Origin of the sequence: Flavobacterium sp. (assembly GCF_031411595.1) — a bacterium.
GTDB lineage: Bacteria > Bacteroidota > Bacteroidia > Flavobacteriales > Flavobacteriaceae > Flavobacterium.
On record NZ_JANOBI010000036.1, the window covers coordinates 1 to 17077 of the forward strand.

Consider the following 17077-nt stretch of genomic DNA (forward strand, 5'->3'; position numbering starts at 1 on the left):
GTGGAATCAACAATTCTTTACGAACAGAAATCGCCAATACTGCGATAATGCCGCCGATGGTTAAACTTCCTGTATCGCCCATGAAGACGGATGCCGGATACGAATTATACCAAAGGAAACCGATCAGTGCTCCGACGAAAGCTGCGATGAAGACCGTCATTTCACCAGAATTCGGGATGTACATAATATTGAGGTAACTCGAGAAAATGATGTTACCCGAAACGAAGGTGAAAATCCCCAAGGCGAGCACTGATATTGCGGAAGTTCCTGCAGCTAATCCGTCGATGCCGTCAGTTAAGTTGGCGCCGTTGGATACTGCTGTGATGATGAAAATCACAATTGGAATAAATACAATCCATGCCCAGTTTTCGTAACCATCGCCCGCCCAAGCAAGTAATTCTGCGTAATCAAATTCATTATTTTTGAAAAACGGAATTGTAGTTGCGGTTGATTTTTCTTCGATTGGCGCTTGAGAAATCGTGTTTTCAGTTGGGTTTAGCGCAATGGTTTTCAGCGTTTCTTTTCTTAAAGTCACTCCGGGATGCAAGTACAAAACCGAACCTACTATTAATCCAAGTCCAACTTGTCCGATGACTTTGAAAATACCTTTTAAACCTTGTTTGTCTTTTTTGAAAATCTTGATGTAATCGTCGATGAAACCAATCGTTCCCATCCAAAGTGTCGTAACGATTAGTAGAATGATGTAGATGTTGTTGAGTTTGGTCAATAGAAAAACCGGAATCAATGTTGCGATGATGATGATTAATCCACCCATGGTTGGGGTTCCCGCTTTTTCGTTTTGACCTGCTAATCCTAGTTCACGAACGGTTTCTCCGACTTGTTGATTTCTTAAAAAGGCGATAATTCTTTTACCATAAATAGTAGAAATCATCAGCGAAAGTATAATCGCGAGTGCCGAACGAAACGTGATGTATTGAAAAACACCTGTTCCCGGGATATGCATCGTCTTATTGAGATATTCAAAAAAATAGTAGAGCATAGTTTTCTATTTATGAAGTTGAATTAATAGTTCTTTTACGATTTGCATGTCGTCGAAATCGTAGCGAACGCCTTGAATTTCCTGGTATGTTTCGTGTCCTTTTCCTGCGATGAGAATAATATCGTTAGGCTGTGCCATTTGACACGCCGCTTGTATGGCTTGTCTTCTGTCGGTAATTGACATTGTTTTTTTAAAATTTTGAGGCCCGACCCCTTTTTCCATATCGGCGATGATGTCTTCGGGTTTTTCGGTTCTTGGATTGTCAGACGTGATGATGGTTTTGTCGCTCATGGTTGATGCGATGTTGGCCATAATCGGGCGTTTGGTTTTATCACGGTCGCCACCACAGCCTACGATGGTAATGAGTTGCTCGTTTTTGGTGCGGATGTCATTGATGGTTTTCAATACATTTTCTAAAGCATCTGGCGTGTGTGCGTAATCGACAATCGCTGTGATTTTTTCATTCGATATGATGTATTGAAATCTGCCCGAAACGCTTTCGAGTTCAGACAACAATCGCAATACTTCGAAATAATCTAGTCCTAATTCTACTGCCGTTCCGTATATCGCTAATAAATTATAAGCGTTGAAAGTGCCAATCAATCGTACCCAAACTTCATTCTCATTGATTTTCATCAGCAAGCCGCCCATTTGACTTTCTAAAATCTGTGCTTTGTAATTCGCGTAGGATTTTAGCGCATAAGTGAGTTTTCTAGCAGCAGTGTTTTGCAACATTACAATACCGTTCTTATCATCGAGATTCGACAAAGCAAAAGCGGTTTTCGGCAAATGATCGAAGAATGATTTTTTGACATCACGGTATTCCGCAAAATCTGTGTGATAATCTAAATGATCGTGTGATAAATTGGTGAATACGCCGCCTTCAAAATGCAAGCCTTCGGTTCTTTTTTGGTGGATGCCGTGGGAGCTGACTTCCATGAAGCAATGCGTTACGCCAGCATCGACCATTTCCCTTAAATAGCGATTGACCGTAATGGAATCAGGCGTGGTGTGGGTTGCTTTATATTCAACATCATCCACTAAAATTTTCACAGTAGAAAGCAATCCTACTTTGAAACCTGCTTTTTTAAACAATTGATATAATAAAGAAGCGATGGTTGTTTTGCCGTTGGTTCCCGTGATACCTACCAATTTCAAATGTTGTGACGGATCTCCAAAACAATTTGCAGCCATGTAAGCTAAAGCGCGATTGGTATCTTTAACTTGAATGTAGGTGATTCCATTAACAATGATTTCTGGGAAAGTATCGCAAACAATAGCAATCGCTCCTTGATTGATAGCTTTTTCAATGTAATCGTGTCCGTCAGAAACGCTACCACGAATCGCAATGAAAACGTCGTTCTCAGCAATCTTTCTCGAATCGAAATCGATAGCATTAATAGCCATTTCCGTCGAACCTTTGACGGCTTCGATGCTGACTTTATATAATATGTCTTTTAAAATAATCACGATAATTCGAGTATGATGATAGTATTCTTGCTAAAAATCTGCCCAGGCTGGATGGATTGCGATTTGACCTTACCGGTACCTTTAACTTTTATATTTAACCCTAAATTTCCAAGTAGTGCAACCGCATCCATTCCGGACATTCCTTTTACATTGGGAATTGTATTTTGTTTTGCTTGGGCTTTGGTGTAATAATTCGCGTAGCTGTTTTCCTGAATCATGCTCTTTTTGTTCAGGTTTTTGATTTCATTCATCGAAGGCGCATCGGTAAATATCTTTTGTGCGATGCGTTTGAAAACTGGGCCGGCTACATCGGCTCCGTAATAGTTATTCATTGAAGTGTTTGGTTCATGAACAACCACAATACAAGAATATTTTGGTTCATCCGCCGGGAAATAACCTACGAATGATGAGATGTAATGCTTTTCAGTTCCTCCGTTTTTGGCATAGTTGGCTTGTGCTGTTCCGGTCTTTCCCGCCATCGAGAAATCTTTGGAATAGAGTTTAGCACCTGTTCCTTTTTTGACCACATTCTTCATCACCGCTTTGAGTTTGGCTATAGTTTCCATCGAGCACACTTTCGGATTGATGACTTCTTTGTTGAATTTCTTGATGGTTTTATTCCATTCTTTGATTTCAGAAACGAATTGTGGTTTGACCATTTCACCATTGTTGGCAACAGCATTATAAAAGGTCAATGTCTGTAAAGGTGTAATCGAAACGCCATATCCGAAAGCCATCCATGGCAATGAAATGGCACTCCAACGTTTGGTTCCGGGTTGCGGAATGAATGGAATTCCTTCGCCTTTGATTGGAAGCCCTAAAGGTTTATTCAATCCGTAACCGTTTAAATGATTGACGAATTGCGCTGGATCATTTTTATAATTGTTGTAAACCGCTTGCACCATGATGGTATTCGAAGACACTTCAAAACCTCTGGCGAGTGAAATTTTACCATAACCGCCTTCGTGGGAATCTCGTACTTTTTTCCCTGAATAGGTGATGATGCCACCTTGGCTGTCAAAAACCGCACTGGTATCTACTTTTTTATCTTCTAGCAGTGTCATTAAATCGGCCAATTTATAAGTAGAACCCGGTTCGTGAGATTCTGCAATCGCATAATTTGTAGTTTCGAAATAGGTGCTGTCAGCCGCTTTATTAGTGCTATCAGGATTTTTTCCGAGATTCGAAATCGCTTTGATTTTACCCGTTTTGGTTTCCATCACTACGACGCAACCATGATCCGCGTTGTACTGGCGAAGTTGTTTTAACAAGGCATGATGCGCAATGTCTTGAATGTATACATCGATGGTTGAAATGACATCGTAACCATCTTGAGGATCCACTTCATTGACATCGCGAATGGGTTTCCATTGGCCTTTGGCGATTTTTTGCTTTAAGATTTTACCGTCTTTGCCGTTCAGATATTTTCTAAACGCCCACTCGATTCCTTTTCCATCGTTCGAACCGTTTGGCGTTACACGTTCGTAGCCAATCGTTCTTTCGGCAATTTTACCAATGGGATGTTCCCGGATTGTTTTTTGTTCGGTGATGATACCGCCTTTGTAAGCACCAAGATTGAATAATGGGAAACTTTTGATTTTCATGTATTCGGTGTAGCTTAAATCACGCGCAACAAGAAAATATCGGTTTTTTGTAGCTCTGGCTTTTCTCAAACCTGATTGGAATTCGCTACTTGATTTTTTGAGTAATATTGAAAGTGAATCAGCCAGTGGTTTTACATTTTTTTCAAATGCTTCGGCTTTGGGTGCTACAGCATCAAAACGAATTTCATAATTGGGAATTGAAGTCGCCAACAAGCTTCCATCGGCAGAATAAATATTGCCTTTATTCGCTGGAATCACAAAGTTTCTAACGGTTCTTTCTTTGGCTAATTTTCGATAATAATCGCCTTCAACCCACTGAATGTTGGTCAGTTTGACAGTAATCGCAATCGCCATGATGAACATCATGAAAGCGACGAGATACATGCGATACGAAATGTGCTTATCTTCTACTGCCATATTTTCTTGAAGAAATTTTTCTGTTCTTCTTGTTTTACTTTTATTTTGGTTGGTGGCACTGATGCAGGATATATCTGCTTGGCCTCCATTTTTTCTGACACGGTCGATTCCATTTTGAGTTTCATCAATTCGGAACGACGGTCTACAAATTCTGAGCGCAATTCTTTGACTTCACTCGTCAATTCGATAATTTTAAAAACTTTTTGTTCGTAGCGTTGCGTGTTGGCAATCATGATAATTGCGAGAATAATCAGGAACACGATGAAGCGCCAGTTCTTTGCGGCGTTGGCTTCTTCGTTAATCAGAAATCTTGCTTTTAGTATGCTGTAAACTCCGTTTTTCATTTTCTTTTGTTGTATGTTGTGTGTTGTATGTTATATGTTTCGTAACCTATAACCTAGAACTTACAACTTCTCAGCTATTCTGAGTTTGGCGCTGCGTGCGCGGTTGTTAATTTTAATTTCAACATGATCCGGAACAATCAGTTTCCCTATCGTTTTGAACGGAACTGAAAAGTTTCCGAAGAAATCGCGTTCCGGCTCCCCTTCGAACATGCCGTTTTTGATGTATCTTTTTACCAATCGGTCTTCAAGTGAATGGTATGAAATGACACTCAGCCTTCCGTTTGGATTTAAAATCTCTAATGATTGTTCGAGGAATTCTTTCAATACATCCATTTCTTGATTGACTTCGATTCGAATCGCTTGGTATATTTGAGCTAAAATCTTGTTGCTTTTATGTGCCGGCAAAAAACGACTTAACACTTGTTTCAAATGCTCTGTATTTTTAATGGGTTGAATTTCTCTCGCCTCAACAATGGCTCTTGTTAATGCCGGAGCATTTTTCAATTCACCATAATCTAAAAACACTCTTGTGAGATTAGCGCTGTCATAATCGTTGATTACTTTATAGGCATTGAGTTCGTTTTTCTGACTCATTCTCATATCGAGTTCCGCTTCGAATCGTGTCGAAAACCCTCTTTCAGCTACATCAAATTGGTGTGACGAAACGCCTAAATCGGCTAAAATTCCATCGACACTTTTGACATTATGAAATCGCAAAAACCTTTTAATGTATCTGAAGTTCTCATTGATCAAAACAAATCGTTCATCATGCAAAGCATTGGCTAAAGCATCTTCATCTTGATCGAAAGCGAATAATTTTCCGTTTGGTCCTAGTCTTTTTAAAATCTCTTTTGAATGTCCACCGCCGCCGAAAGTTACATCGACGTAGACGCCGTCAGGTTTAATGTTTAAGCCATCAACAGAAGCATTTAGCAATACTGGATTATGATATTCCATTGTCATCATCATTTACATTGCCCATTACGTCTTCCGCCAGGTCAGCGAAATCAATTACTGAATCATCAATTGCTTTTTCGTATAAATCTTTATCCCAAATCTCAACGATATTGACCGCTGAAGACAGCACGATATCTTTTGAAATGTTGGCAAAAACCACTAAATCTTTTGGAATCAACAATCGACCTAGGTTGTCAATTTCAACCACTTTAACACCAGCGGTAAAACGACGAATGAAATCATTGTTCTTTTTGACAAAGCGATTGAGTTTGTTGATTTTTTGCATCATCAAGTTCCATTCTTGCATCGGATACAATTCGAGACAAGGTTGAAAAACAGAACGCTTCAAAACGAATCCGTCTTGAAGAGCAATCGACAACTGCTTTTTTAAAGGTGCCGGCAAGAGCAACCTTCCTTTGGCGTCGACTTTACATTCATATGTTCCAACGATTGAATTCAAGAAAATGGTTTTTAATGATTTGGAGCAAAAATATAAAAATAATTACCACAATTTACCACAAAATACCACTTTGTTGATAAGTTTTACCACTTTAACTAATAATGCTCCTAAAACTTGTTTTCAAAACACAAAGGCTTATTTAACAATTTGTTAAGAAAAATGAAATATTGAAATGGATATTGTAAAAAAGCATTGATATTAATTAAAACGCTGATTTAAATTCAATAAAATCAAAATGACATTACTATCAAGTTTTTTAATAGATTTTTGGTAGAATTCCATTCTTTTTATTTTTTGATTTTTTTAAATAATAAATCCTACGGTTTCAAATTGTCTATAAAATCATATATTTGTGCGCACTAGAAAAGGTAAGCATCACAATGAATCACAACTTAAAAAAAGAAGGCAGGTACAAATATTTCGAAGCCGGAGAAGGAACGCCAATCGTCATTTTACATGGCTTGATGGGTGGATTGAGTAATTTTGATGGTGTTGCTGATTATTTTCCACTACACGGTTATAAAGTAATTATTCCGGAACTTCCGATTTATACACAAAATATTTTAAAAACCAACGTAAAAGCTTTTGCCAAATTCGTAAAGGACTTTATCACTTTTAAAGGTTTTGATCGCGTGATTCTTTTGGGAAATTCATTAGGCGGGCACATTGCATTATACCATACCAAAATGTATCCTGAAAAGATGTTAGGCCTTGTCATTACTGGTAGTTCAGGATTGTATGAAAGTGCAATGGGTGATAGTTATCCAAGACGCGGTGATTACGAATACATTCAGAAAAAAGCCGAAGCCGTTTTTTATGACCCGAAAGTGGCGACTAAAGAAATGGTTGATGAAGTATATTCGATGGCGAACGATCGTATTAAACTAATTAAAACGCTAACGATTGCCAAAAGTGCCATTAGACACAACATGGCGAAAGATTTGCCTAAAATGCACGTTCCGACTTGTATTATTTGGGGTAAAAATGATAATGTAACACCGCCGGAAGTTGCTGAGGAATTTCATCACTTATTACCGAATTCATCTTTATATTGGATTGACAAATGCGGACATGCAGCTATGATGGAACGTCCGAATGAATTTAATGAATTGATGCACCAATGGCTCAAAGAAACCCATTTATAGAACACAAACTACTGATTCAGTAACCGCTATTTTTAAAAGAACAGCGGTTATTTTTTTAGTTACCTTTGCCGAAATTCCTTTGTCATGAAAATCAATACCGCTGAATTTATCATCAGCAATTCTGAAGTCGATAAATGCCCGAAAGATATACTGCCTGAATATGCTTTTATTGGCCGTTCTAACGTTGGAAAATCTTCATTGATTAATATGTTGACGAACCATAAGAATTTGGCAAAAACTTCTGGAAGACCTGGGAAAACGCAGTTGATTAATCATTTTAAAATCAACAACAATTGGTTTTTGGTGGATTTACCTGGCTATGGTTATGCAAAAGTTTCGAAGAAAACGAAATCGGTTTTCCAGCAATTTATTACGGATTATTTCGAGAAAAGAGAACAATTGGTTTGTGCTTTTGTATTGATTGACATTCGTCATGAAGCACAAGCTATCGACTTAGAATTTATGGCTTATATGGGCGAAAGTGAAATTCCGTTTTGCATTATTTTTACCAAAGCCGATAAGATTAGTAAAGTAAAAATTGATTCGCATGTGGCTGCTTATAAAAAGCAAATGATGATGAACAATTGGGCGGAAATGCCACCATATTTTGTAACCTCAGCAACAGAAAGCACCGGAAAGGAAGACTTGCTTTCTTATATTGGAGAAATTAACGAGGAAGTTTTTAAAAGCAATAGTGAGTTTTGAGGAAGCTACTGAGATGCTGAGTTTCTGAGATGCTGAGCTAAAAAAAACCCAAACCTATTTAGATTTGGGATTTTTTTTATGATTTCAATTCGAGTTTCTCAGCAAAATAATCACAAAAATCCTTCATCGTCTCAGACATTTTCTCATCGGCTGTGGCGCGGCGAAATGTATCGGTCATTGCTACTAGCGTTTGGTGAAAGAATAATTTCATTTCATCGACAGGCATTTCTTTCGTCCATAAGTCGATGCGAAGTGTTTCTTGTGCTTTGCTGTCCCAGATCGAGAGCATCATGGCTTTGGCTTCTTCGGCTTCAACGCCGCCGTCTTGTGCGGTCCACATTAGTTTTTCAGGAACTCTGTTTTCGTCTAGTTCGACGAGGAATTTGATTTCGGATGTGATTTTCTTTGGCATTATTTCTTGGGTTTGTAATGTGATTTTTCGAATAGTTCTTTGGCGTCGGTTTTTAATAATTGGCCCACGTAAACTTCATTGTTTTCCATATAAGAACGTACCATTTGCCAGCCAATCCATGCGCCAACTCTGCCCGGCGAATCGTTGTCGATTTCGAGATAGAATTTAGAAAACGGTGCCGGATTGATGAATCTTGGAATCAGTTTCTGATCGGTATCGAACAGCATTTTGTTCTCGATGAAATAGCGCCAAATGTAGCCTTCGTTTTCCTCACACCAAGTAATTTGCTCTTTCTTATAACCCATTTTGTCTGCATCGGAATAATCGGGCAGTAAAATATCTTTTAGATACAATTCTTTTCCGGCAACAATCATCTGCGATAAAAATGAGGTATCGTTTGATGGTGGGATTTTGGATTTGGAAAAGCTTGAAACAATATCGGGTAATATCTGATTTTGCTCAAAATTTTGTTTGAGGTATTCCGGAAATTCGTAGAATTTGTGGGTTTTTCCTAGATACAATTCGAGAGAAATCACCAACATATCATGCGCATAGATTACCTTAGTCTGGTAATCCATTTGGGAAATGATGGTGTAGACTTTTGGCGTTTTGGTTTCGGGAAAATAGTATTTGATATGCTTGAAAAGTTCCTCAATTTTTTGAGTTTCACTGTCGAAGTTGGAATATTTTTTTTCGACTTCAGCGTAAAGCTCTCGCCATTGTGGATTTTGCATTTTGTCTGTCCATACTTTGTCGTCGTTTCCAGCCGGGAAAAAAATCGGATATTGGAGTTTGAGTTTGGGTAGATCTTGCGGAGGTGTTTCGAAAAACGCTTTGTCGAAACGATTGACTTTGATTTCGAGAGGAATTTCCTCGACCGCTTTTTCGACTTTGGATTTTTTATCACATGAAAACAACGCGAGGCAGCAAAAAACAAACAATAGCGAACGATAGTTTCTCATATACGGGATGTCATTAGCCCTGATCGCAACGGTATCCTTTTTTGCGCTTCTTTAGCGCAGAAAAGATTTAGTGTAGAGCAGGAAATAGCTCCTGAAATACATCAGGATAAATTTAAATAATTATTATTTTTGCAAAGATACATTGCCATTGATTAAATTCTCAGAAAATATGTCTAAAAAAAGTACGATTGCGGTTGAAAAAGTGAATCAACAGATTGTGAATTGGTTGAAAACTTATGCAGAGAACGCCAAAGTGAATGGTTTTGTTGTTGGAATTTCGGGCGGTATTGATTCTGCTGTGACTTCGACTCTGTGTGCCCAGACGGGTTTTAAAGTGTTGTGTGTGGAAATGCCAATCCATCAGCCACCCAGTCATGTTTCTCGCGGCCGGGAGCATATTGAGCAATTGAAACAGCGTTTTCCGAATGTGGATCAAGTGGAAACAGATTTGACTTCGGTGTTTGAAACGTTTAAAAAAGCAGTTCCAGAGTCAGATGATGTGGCGCAATTGAGTTTATCTTTAGCCAATACGCGCGCCAGATTAAGAATGACGTCTTTGTATTATTTGGCGGGCATTCACGGACTTTTAGTGGCCGGAACTGGTAATAAAGTAGAAGATTTCGGTGTAGGTTTTTATACGAAATATGGCGACGGCGGTGTAGATTTGAGCCCGATTGCAGATTTGATGAAGTCGGATGTGTATGCGTTGGGTGAATACCTAAAAGTACCCAATTCCATCTTGAAAGCCGCACCAACAGACGGTTTGTTTGGCGATGACAGAACGGATGAAGATCAGATTGGTGCGAGTTATGATGAATTGGAATGGGCGATGTTGGCTGATGAAGCCGGCAAATCTGAGCATGATTTTTCAGGCAGGGAAAAAGAGGTTTTTGCGATTTACAAGCGATTGAATAAAAGTAACCAACACAAAATGAACCCAATACCGGTTTGTCTAGTTCATCGGGATTAATGACAGTTTATCTAAAAAATTTGAAACATTAAGCTTTTTTTAACTAAATTTATAGGCTCGTTTAAAATTAACTCATAAAAAGTCTCTATTATGATTAAAGTTTGTTTGGCAGACAATTACCCTGTTGTGCATTTTGGCGTTAAGTCATATTTTAAGGATCATTCCGATATCACGCTTGTGGCCAATGTCGGGAATTTTTCGATGGTAAAAGATGTCCTATATACTAAAGAGATTGACGTCTTGGTTTTAGATTTGGATTTGGATGGATTGTCGAGTATTTACGAACTCAAAGCCATCATCAAGAATTATACGAAAACCAAGATTATTGTTTTCAGCAGTTACTCCGAACAAATATATGCTCCGAATGCCATTAAAGCCGGTGTTGCAGGTTATGTGCATAAAACCGCCAAATTGGAAACTTTAGGTATTGCCATTATGAAAGTACATCAAGGGCAAACCATTATGAATGATACGATTAAACGTAATTTGGCTTTGATTGCCAAACAAAATAAAAGCGAGCGTCTTTACAGAAAACTTTCGAACCGTGAAATTGAGGTACTTCGTTATTTGAGTAACGGTAAAAAGAACAATGAGATTTCTTCTATTTTAGGACTCAATGAAAAAACCATCAGTACTTATAAACTGCGTTTGTTAACAAAACTCAACGTTACTAACTTGGTGGATTTGGTCAATAAAGCGAAAACTTTAGAAATCGTTTAACTATAGCGCGACATTACTCTTCCGAGTTTTTTTGAAAACGAATTGATTAACTTATTATAATCCATTGCCAAAGACATGGTTTCTGTATTGTCTGATTCGGGTTCTGTGGTGATACTTCCTTTTAATTCTTCGATAATCCGATCGACTAAAAACCAACGCAATGTTAGAATCGTTTCCGACACATATTGCGCAATGGTTTGGTCTTTTTGTTTTACAACAATTTGCTGTGCTTCCCAATTGTGAAGTGACATTTGTTCCTCTAACATTAATATATCGGTAATTTCCTGTGTAAATTCAGGCTCAAGATGCATCAGATATTGATCCATTTGGAAGTTTTCGTTCTGATGGTAATAATTGATTAGGTGGTTGTAGATGTTTAGAAATAACGGATTCGCCAATTCCACTTCATCTTCCTGCAAACTCAAATAAATGCGTTGGTAGACTTTGTGTTCTTTCGTTTCGGTGCTTTCTTCGATTTCGCCTTCTTCATTTGCTTTTAAAATGACATCTTCAAACGATTCCGTTTTATCACCGTATAATAATAGAATTTCTATGATTTTACGTTCGAGTTCGTAAAGCACATCGATTTTTTCGGCAACGATTGGGTTTTCGTTTTTGACAACTTCAAACGCTTTTTGTTCTTGCTTGATTTTCTTTCCGGCTTCTGAAATGTCTTTCTGAACGAGTTGTGCCAATGTATTGAGCAAAACCTGCTCGGAAATATCCATGATTCTGGCGCATTCCTGAATGTAGATTTCTCTTTTGATGCGATCCGGAATTTTGGAAATACTCGTCACCATATCGCGAATGAGTTCCGCTTTTTTGATGGGATCATTTTGAGCTTCATTCATCAACAATGACGCTTTGAACTGGATAAAATCCTTGGCGTTGCTCTCGAGATACGCAACCAAATCTTCATACGAAGTTTTCTTCGCAAAACTATCTGGATCTTCGCCTTCAGGGAAAGTGCAAACGCGAACGTTCATACCTTCTTCTAGAATCAAATCGATTCCACGAATCGAAGCGCGCAAACCGGCGGCATCGCCATCATATAAAACAGTGATGTTTTTTGTGAGTCGATTGACCAGTCGTATTTGATCCGGTGTTAAAGCTGTTCCCGAGGAAGCGACAACATTTTCAATTCCGGCTTGGTTGAATTGTATGACATCAGTGTAACCTTCTACGAGGAAACAATTGTTCTGTTTGGCAATCGCTTGTTTGGCTTGAAAAATGCCGTAAAGCACTTTGCTCTTATGGTAAATCTCACTTTCGGGTGAATTGAGATATTTGGCTGCTTTTTTATCGTTGGTTAAAATCCGTCCGCCGAAACCGAGCGTTCTTCCTGACATGCTGTGAATCGGAAACATCACGCGGCCACGGAAACGGTCTATTGGTGTTTTATCTTCTCTGGCTATCGTTAATCCTGTACTTTCTAAAAATTCGAGTTTGTAACCTTGGCCAAGTGCTTCTTTAGAGAATGCGTCCCATTGTTCGGGCGAATAACCGAGTTCAAACTTCTTGATGGTTTCGTTCGTAAAACCTCTTTCTTTGAAATAGGAATAACCAATAGCTTTGCCTTCTTCAGAATTCATCAGCGAGTCGTGGAAATATTTCTTAGCGAATTCCGATACCAAAAACATCGATTCACGAATATCGGTGTTGGCTTTTTCTTCTTGGGTTTGTTCGGTTTCTTCTATTTCAATATTGTACTTTTTTGCTAGGTAACGAATCGCTTCGGGATAAGTGAAGTGTTCGTGTTCCATCAAAAATGCTACGGCATTGCCACCTTTTCCTGAGGAGAAATCTTTCCAGATTTGTTTGACCGGTGAGACCATGAATGAGGGTGAGCGTTCGTCTGAAAACGGGCTCAATCCTTTGAAGTTGCTGCCGGCACGTTTGAGTTGAACAAAATCGCCGATGACCTCTTCTACTCGAGCGGTTTCGAAAACGGTATCTATGGAAGCTTTTGAAATCAATGGTTTTGAATTATTGGAGCGTAAAGTTAAAGTTTTTGTTTGGATTGTTAGGTTTTTGGATGGTTAGATTGCTTCGCCAGTTCGCTGACGCTCGTGTGTTGGATTTTTAGATTGTAAGACTTTAAGATTATAAGATGGTCTTAAAGTCTTACAATCTTACAATCTTAAAGTCTATTCCCTAGCCCTGATAGCAGCGGTATCTTTTTGCGCCGTTGTTCGGCGTGAAAAATTTAGCGGATAGCAGGTTCCCGGCTCCTAAGAATTAACCGCAAGGTTTGCAAAGATTTTCGCAAGGAACGCAAAGGTTTCGGGTTATGAGATTTCTTTGTGCACTTTGCGTAAACCCTAGCGCTCTTTGCGGTTAAAACAAAAAAAGCACCTCTTTCGAAGTGCTTCTTTACTATCTAAACAAAGGTTGAACATGCATTAATTGAAGTCGAATCGCAAACCGAACGAAACATTATTTTGGTCGACTGCATTGTTGGCGAACAGTGGGCTGATGTCGTATTTGGCGTATAAACTGACTTCGCGGTAACCGATGTAGGCACTCGCACCGTAGATGAAATCGTTGACGTTGAAATCGCCTTTGGTTTTTTGTTTGACGTTGTTGCCGTCTTCGTCTTCGTATTTTAGGATTTGTTTCGACTTGATATTGGCGCCCACATAACCACCCAAACCTACGCGGAAACTTTTGTGCGTGCGAAAAATGGTTTTGTCGTCTTTCTGTTTTTTCTTTGTGAAATCGAACTCGAGATGCGCCGGAAGCACTACATAAACGTTGCGGAAACGGGAATCATTGAGGTGCGTCGCGCTGACTTCGAGATTGGTCTGGTTTCCGGTTTCTTTGAAATAGCGGTTTTCTGTTGGTCGAAGGTTGTTATACATCAATGACAAACCGTATTTGGCGTGAAGCAAGTTGTCGTTTTTTAGAATTCTGGTGTTGTAGGTGAAACCCCATTCGTAGAAATGCGAACCCCAAAATCTGTAATCAGAATGTGCTATAGATTTGTCTGTTGCCAAGTTGTTGAGTCCGAAGGCAAAGACGAATTGTGAAGTGGTTCTGCGCTCTCCGTCGAGGTTTTTTTGTTTGTGCTTTTTGTTATCGAAATGAAAAACCCAAGTACGTGATGAATCTTGCTCTTTGATTTTACCGTCTACTTTTTCTTGCACCAAATCTTTGAGTTCGTCTTGTACTAAAGCCACTCTGGTTTCGATGTTTTTGGCTCTGGTACTCGCGAGTTCTTGTTTTTTTTGATCGGCTTGTTCTTGGGTGATTTTTTTTTTCTCTAGTTGTATGTTGACCGCTTCGACTTCTTCTTTTAAAGCTGCTTTTTCTTCTTTGGTAATGCTTTCGATTTTAGAAGCGATTACTTTGGCGCGTGATTCGAAAGTTTCCTGCGCAAATATTTGGGTTAAGAAAAGCAATAAAATTCCTGTTAGATAAATGGTAAAATTTCTCATGATGATTTGATTTTAATTATTGATTGTTGATTGATTGTTTCTGTTGGCCAATGCCACTTTTACGGTTTTGTAATTCTTGTCGATTTTGTTGATTACTTTTTCACGAAACGAAAGTTCGAGTTCACCATCGACTTCGGAAAGCAGATTGGAAGCACTTACTTTGATGGGCGTTTTTCCGAGTTTTGGATTCGATTCGATGGTTGCAATGGGTTGTTCTTTTTTGATTTCGATTGGATTGGACAGCTGATTGGGCTGTTCCGTTTTTTGATTGATGATTGATTGATTTGCGATTTGATTTTGATTTTGATTGATTTGTTTTTCTTCGATAGGATTGTTTTTAAAGTGGGTGTGATTTGATTTGATGCATGGATTGGATTTGTTGGTTTGTGAAGTTTCTGCTACCGTTTCAGATGATTCCGGAACAACAATTTCGTTTTGTTTTTCGTTTATTAATGAATCATTGGTTTGAATTGGTGTATTGTTTTCGTAAACAATATCGTCTCTTTTCACATCTTCCAAAGGTTGTGTTTTGCTTAAGAACACCACGGCTATTGCTATAAATCCTACAATTGTCGCAGCAATGTATAGCCAATTGTAAGTTTCCACAGCTTTATTTTCTTCAGCAACAGTAAGCATCGCATCGAGCCTGTCCCAAGCGGCTGGCGTCGGAGCAATTTCTCGCTCTTGCAATGCTTTTCTGAATTTTTTATCTAATTTATTTGGTTCCATTTCGGTAGTCTTTTAATTTGAAAATTTCGTTTTGCAATAGCTTTCTGGCGTGTGACAATTGCGATTTCGATGTGCCTTCATTGATGTTTAACAGTTCGGCAATTTCTTGGTGTTTGTAACCTTCGATTGCATATAAATTGAAAATCATTTTATAACCTTCGGGCAGCGTGTCGATCAGAAATTGAATTTCATCTACAGTAAAATTACTTTCGATGTTGTTGAAACTGTCTTCCTTATATTGTTCGTCTTCAAGAAAACTGATTTTTTTATTCGCTCGGATGAATGAAATGCATTCGTTAACCATGATGCGGCGAATCCAACCTTCGAAGCTTCCTTTGTGCTCGAAATTTTTGAGATTCGTAAACACTTTCATAAAAGCAGTAATCATCACATCTTCGGCTTGGTGCAAATCTTTAATATATTGTCTGCAAACGCCCAACATTTTAGAAGCATACGAATTGTAGATTTTTTGTTGCGCTTGACGATTTTGATCGACAGCCAACTGAATCATGTTCTTTTCTTCTTGATGTAAATTGATTACTTTCAAAACCTTTTGTAAAGTGTTACTGTTAGCATAGACGCACATTCCTAAAAAATGGTTGCACGGCAATGAAAAAAAAGTGAAAATATTTTTTGTAAAATTACTGAAGTACTTATTTTTAAAGGCTTTAAGTGGTAAAAAAATAATTTAAAAAAAAATTAAATTTTTCTTTCGATTACATAATTCACCATCAAGATTAGGGCATCTTTGTATTCAGAATCAGGATACATTTGCAACAATTGAAGTGCTTCTTGTTGAAATTCGAGCATTTTTTGCTCGGCGTATTGGAGTCCATTGTTGTTTTTTACGAAAGCGATGACTTCTTTCACGCGCTTCTTATCCTTATTATGATTTTTGATCGAATTGATGAGCCACGATTTTTCTTTGGGCGTGCAATGATTGAGCACATAAATCAGCGGCAACGTCATTTTCTGTTCTTTGATGTCGATTCCGGTGGGTTTTCCGATCGCATCTTCGGTATAATCGAACAAGTCATCCTTGATTTGAAAAGCCATTCCGATGAGTTCACCGAATTTTCGCATATTCTCAACCTGCACAGCATCTTCGATAACCGATTTGGCACCCAAGGCACAACAAGAAGCGATTAAAGTCGCGGTTTTTTTTCGGATGATTTCATAATAGATATCTTCAACAATATCGAGACGGCGTGCTTTTTCAATTTGAAGCAATTCACCTTCACTCATTTCACGAACAGCTACCGAGATGATTTTCAGCAGATCGAAATCGCCATGATCAATAGAAAGTAACAAACCTTTCGAAAGCAGGTAATCGCCAACCAAAACGGCTATTTTGTTTTTCCAGAGCGCATTGATCGAGAAGAAACCACGCCTTCTGTTACTATCATCCACCACATCGTCGTGCACAAGCGTTGCGGTATGAATCAATTCAATCACCGAAGCGCCGCGATATGTTCGTTCGTTAACAGCACCGTCATTGAGCATTTTGGCTGTCAGAAAAACAAACATCGGGCGCATTTGTTTTCCTTTCCTGTTAACGATATAATAAGTGATTCGGTTGAGTAACGCTACTTTAGAAGTCATTGATTCGTAGAACTTTTTTTCAAAAAGTTCCATTTCTGACTGAATCGGTTGTTTTATTTGCGAAGTGATATTCATTACTTTTTCAAAGATACTTATTCCTTTTAGAGTGACAAAAGTAATATTTTCCTATTTTTTTAGTTTTA

General features: G+C 38.5%; 17 protein-coding genes. 4 read left to right on the plus strand and 13 right to left on the minus strand.

The window, feature by feature from the left end; translation table 11 throughout:
• The 6 genes from RMO03_RS08860 to mraZ all read right to left on the minus strand — a co-directional run.
• Positions 1–1000, minus strand: a 1000-nt coding sequence (locus RMO03_RS08860) for a phospho-N-acetylmuramoyl-pentapeptide-transferase (RefSeq protein WP_309641744.1), incomplete at its 3' end; no start/stop codon positions are given.
• A gap of 6 nt (positions 1001–1006) precedes the next feature.
• The gene (locus RMO03_RS08865) at positions 1007–2470 is read right to left on the minus strand and encodes a UDP-N-acetylmuramoyl-L-alanyl-D-glutamate--2,6-diaminopimelate ligase (protein ID WP_309641745.1); all 1464 of its coding nucleotides are present in this window, start codon (positions 2468–2470) and stop codon (positions 1007–1009) included.
• Positions 2467–4491, minus strand: a complete 2025-nt coding sequence (locus RMO03_RS08870) for a penicillin-binding protein (RefSeq protein WP_309641746.1) — start codon at positions 4489–4491, stop codon at positions 2467–2469. The genes RMO03_RS08865 and RMO03_RS08870 overlap by 4 nt, the downstream gene beginning before the upstream one ends.
• Positions 4482–4835: an FtsL-like putative cell division protein gene (locus RMO03_RS08875; protein WP_309641747.1), complete on the minus strand. Its 354-nt coding sequence runs from the start codon at positions 4833–4835 to the stop codon at positions 4482–4484. Before RMO03_RS08875 ends, RMO03_RS08870 begins: the two co-directional genes overlap by 10 nt.
• 60 nt (positions 4836–4895) lie before the next feature.
• Positions 4896–5804, minus strand: coding sequence for a 16S rRNA (cytosine(1402)-N(4))-methyltransferase RsmH (gene rsmH / locus RMO03_RS08880; RefSeq protein WP_309641748.1), 909 nt, complete (start codon positions 5802–5804; stop codon positions 4896–4898).
• Positions 5779–6252 carry a division/cell wall cluster transcriptional repressor MraZ gene (gene mraZ, locus RMO03_RS08885; RefSeq protein ID WP_309641749.1) on the minus strand — a complete coding sequence of 158 codons (474 nt, stop codon included), beginning with the start codon at positions 6250–6252 and terminating at the stop codon, positions 5779–5781. The genes rsmH and mraZ overlap by 26 nt, the downstream gene beginning before the upstream one ends.
• A 380-nt stretch (positions 6253–6632) precedes the next feature.
• Between mraZ and RMO03_RS08890 the strand changes: the two genes are divergently transcribed.
• Positions 6633–7397 (plus strand): alpha/beta hydrolase, encoded by a 765-nt coding sequence (locus tag RMO03_RS08890; RefSeq protein ID WP_309641750.1) that lies wholly within the window; start codon positions 6633–6635, stop codon positions 7395–7397.
• Between the two features lie 84 nt (positions 7398–7481).
• Positions 7482–8102 carry a ribosome biogenesis GTP-binding protein YihA/YsxC gene (yihA, locus tag RMO03_RS08895; RefSeq protein WP_309641751.1) on the plus strand — a complete coding sequence of 207 codons (621 nt, stop codon included), beginning with the start codon at positions 7482–7484 and terminating at the stop codon, positions 8100–8102.
• Between the two features lie 76 nt (positions 8103–8178).
• Here the strand turns inward: yihA and gldC are convergent, their stop codons facing one another.
• Both gldC and gldB read right to left on the minus strand, forming a co-directional pair.
• Positions 8179–8514, minus strand: coding sequence for a gliding motility protein GldC (gene gldC, locus RMO03_RS08900; RefSeq protein WP_309641752.1), 336 nt, complete (start codon positions 8512–8514; stop codon positions 8179–8181).
• The gene (gldB, locus tag RMO03_RS08905; protein WP_309641753.1) at positions 8514–9476 is read right to left on the minus strand and encodes a gliding motility lipoprotein GldB; all 963 of its coding nucleotides are present in this window, start codon (positions 9474–9476) and stop codon (positions 8514–8516) included. Before gldB ends, gldC begins: the two co-directional genes overlap by 1 nt.
• 169 nt (positions 9477–9645) lie before the next feature.
• On the opposite strand from gldB, the gene nadE reads away from it, so the two are divergent.
• Both nadE and RMO03_RS08915 read left to right on the plus strand, forming a co-directional pair.
• Positions 9646–10446: an NAD(+) synthase gene (nadE, locus tag RMO03_RS08910; RefSeq protein WP_309641754.1), complete on the plus strand. Its 801-nt coding sequence runs from the start codon at positions 9646–9648 to the stop codon at positions 10444–10446.
• 90 nt (positions 10447–10536) lie between these two features.
• Entirely contained in the window at positions 10537–11166 is a 630-nt protein-coding gene (locus RMO03_RS08915; protein ID WP_309641755.1) for a response regulator transcription factor, read from the plus strand.
• Here RMO03_RS08915 and dnaG read toward each other — a convergent pair.
• From dnaG to RMO03_RS08940, 5 genes are all read right to left on the minus strand, one after another.
• Positions 11163–13142: a DNA primase gene (gene dnaG, locus RMO03_RS08920; RefSeq protein ID WP_309641756.1), complete on the minus strand. Its 1980-nt coding sequence runs from the start codon at positions 13140–13142 to the stop codon at positions 11163–11165. The genes RMO03_RS08915 and dnaG overlap by 4 nt on opposite strands.
• Positions 13143–13568: 426 nt before the next feature.
• Positions 13569–14603, minus strand: coding sequence for a hypothetical protein (locus RMO03_RS08925; RefSeq protein ID WP_309641757.1), 1035 nt, complete (start codon positions 14601–14603; stop codon positions 13569–13571).
• A gap of 12 nt (positions 14604–14615) precedes the next feature.
• Complete coding sequence (locus tag RMO03_RS08930; protein WP_309641758.1) at positions 14616–15332, minus strand: hypothetical protein; 717 nt, start codon at positions 15330–15332, stop codon at positions 14616–14618.
• Complete coding sequence (locus RMO03_RS08935) at positions 15319–15879, minus strand: RNA polymerase sigma factor (protein WP_309641760.1); 561 nt, start codon at positions 15877–15879, stop codon at positions 15319–15321. The genes RMO03_RS08930 and RMO03_RS08935 overlap by 14 nt, the downstream gene beginning before the upstream one ends.
• A 152-nt stretch (positions 15880–16031) precedes the next feature.
• A complete protein-coding gene (locus RMO03_RS08940; protein ID WP_309641759.1) occupies positions 16032–17009 on the minus strand; it encodes a polyprenyl synthetase family protein in 978 nt (325 codons plus the stop codon).
• Between the last annotated feature and the right edge of the window lie 68 nt (positions 17010–17077).

Bases quoted from the DNA above. Each gene is read 5' to 3' on its own strand.
- RMO03_RS08915 (WP_309641755.1), top strand. From the start codon at position 10,537: ATGATTAAAGTTTGTTTGGCAGACAATTACCCTGTTGTGCATTTTGGC.
- yihA (WP_309641751.1), top strand. From the start codon at position 7,482: ATGAAAATCAATACCGCTGAATTTATCATCAGCAATTCTGAAGTCGAT.
- RMO03_RS08870 (WP_309641746.1), bottom strand. From the start codon at position 4,491: ATGGCAGTAGAAGATAAGCACATTTCGTATCGCATGTATCTCGTCGCT.
- rsmH (WP_309641748.1), bottom strand. From the start codon at position 5,804: ATGATGATGACAATGGAATATCATAATCCAGTATTGCTAAATGCTTCT.
- gldB (WP_309641753.1), bottom strand. From the start codon at position 9,476: ATGAGAAACTATCGTTCGCTATTGTTTGTTTTTTGCTGCCTCGCGTTG.
- RMO03_RS08925 (WP_309641757.1), bottom strand. From the start codon at position 14,603: ATGAGAAATTTTACCATTTATCTAACAGGAATTTTATTGCTTTTCTTA.
- RMO03_RS08940 (WP_309641759.1), bottom strand. From the start codon at position 17,009: ATGAATATCACTTCGCAAATAAAACAACCGATTCAGTCAGAAATGGAA.
- nadE (WP_309641754.1), top strand. From the start codon at position 9,646: ATGTCTAAAAAAAGTACGATTGCGGTTGAAAAAGTGAATCAACAGATT.
- RMO03_RS08875 (WP_309641747.1), bottom strand. From the start codon at position 4,835: ATGAAAAACGGAGTTTACAGCATACTAAAAGCAAGATTTCTGATTAAC.
- gldC (WP_309641752.1), bottom strand. From the start codon at position 8,514: ATGCCAAAGAAAATCACATCCGAAATCAAATTCCTCGTCGAACTAGAC.
- RMO03_RS08930 (WP_309641758.1), bottom strand. From the start codon at position 15,332: ATGGAACCAAATAAATTAGATAAAAAATTCAGAAAAGCATTGCAAGAG.
- RMO03_RS08890 (WP_309641750.1), top strand. From the start codon at position 6,633: ATGAATCACAACTTAAAAAAAGAAGGCAGGTACAAATATTTCGAAGCC.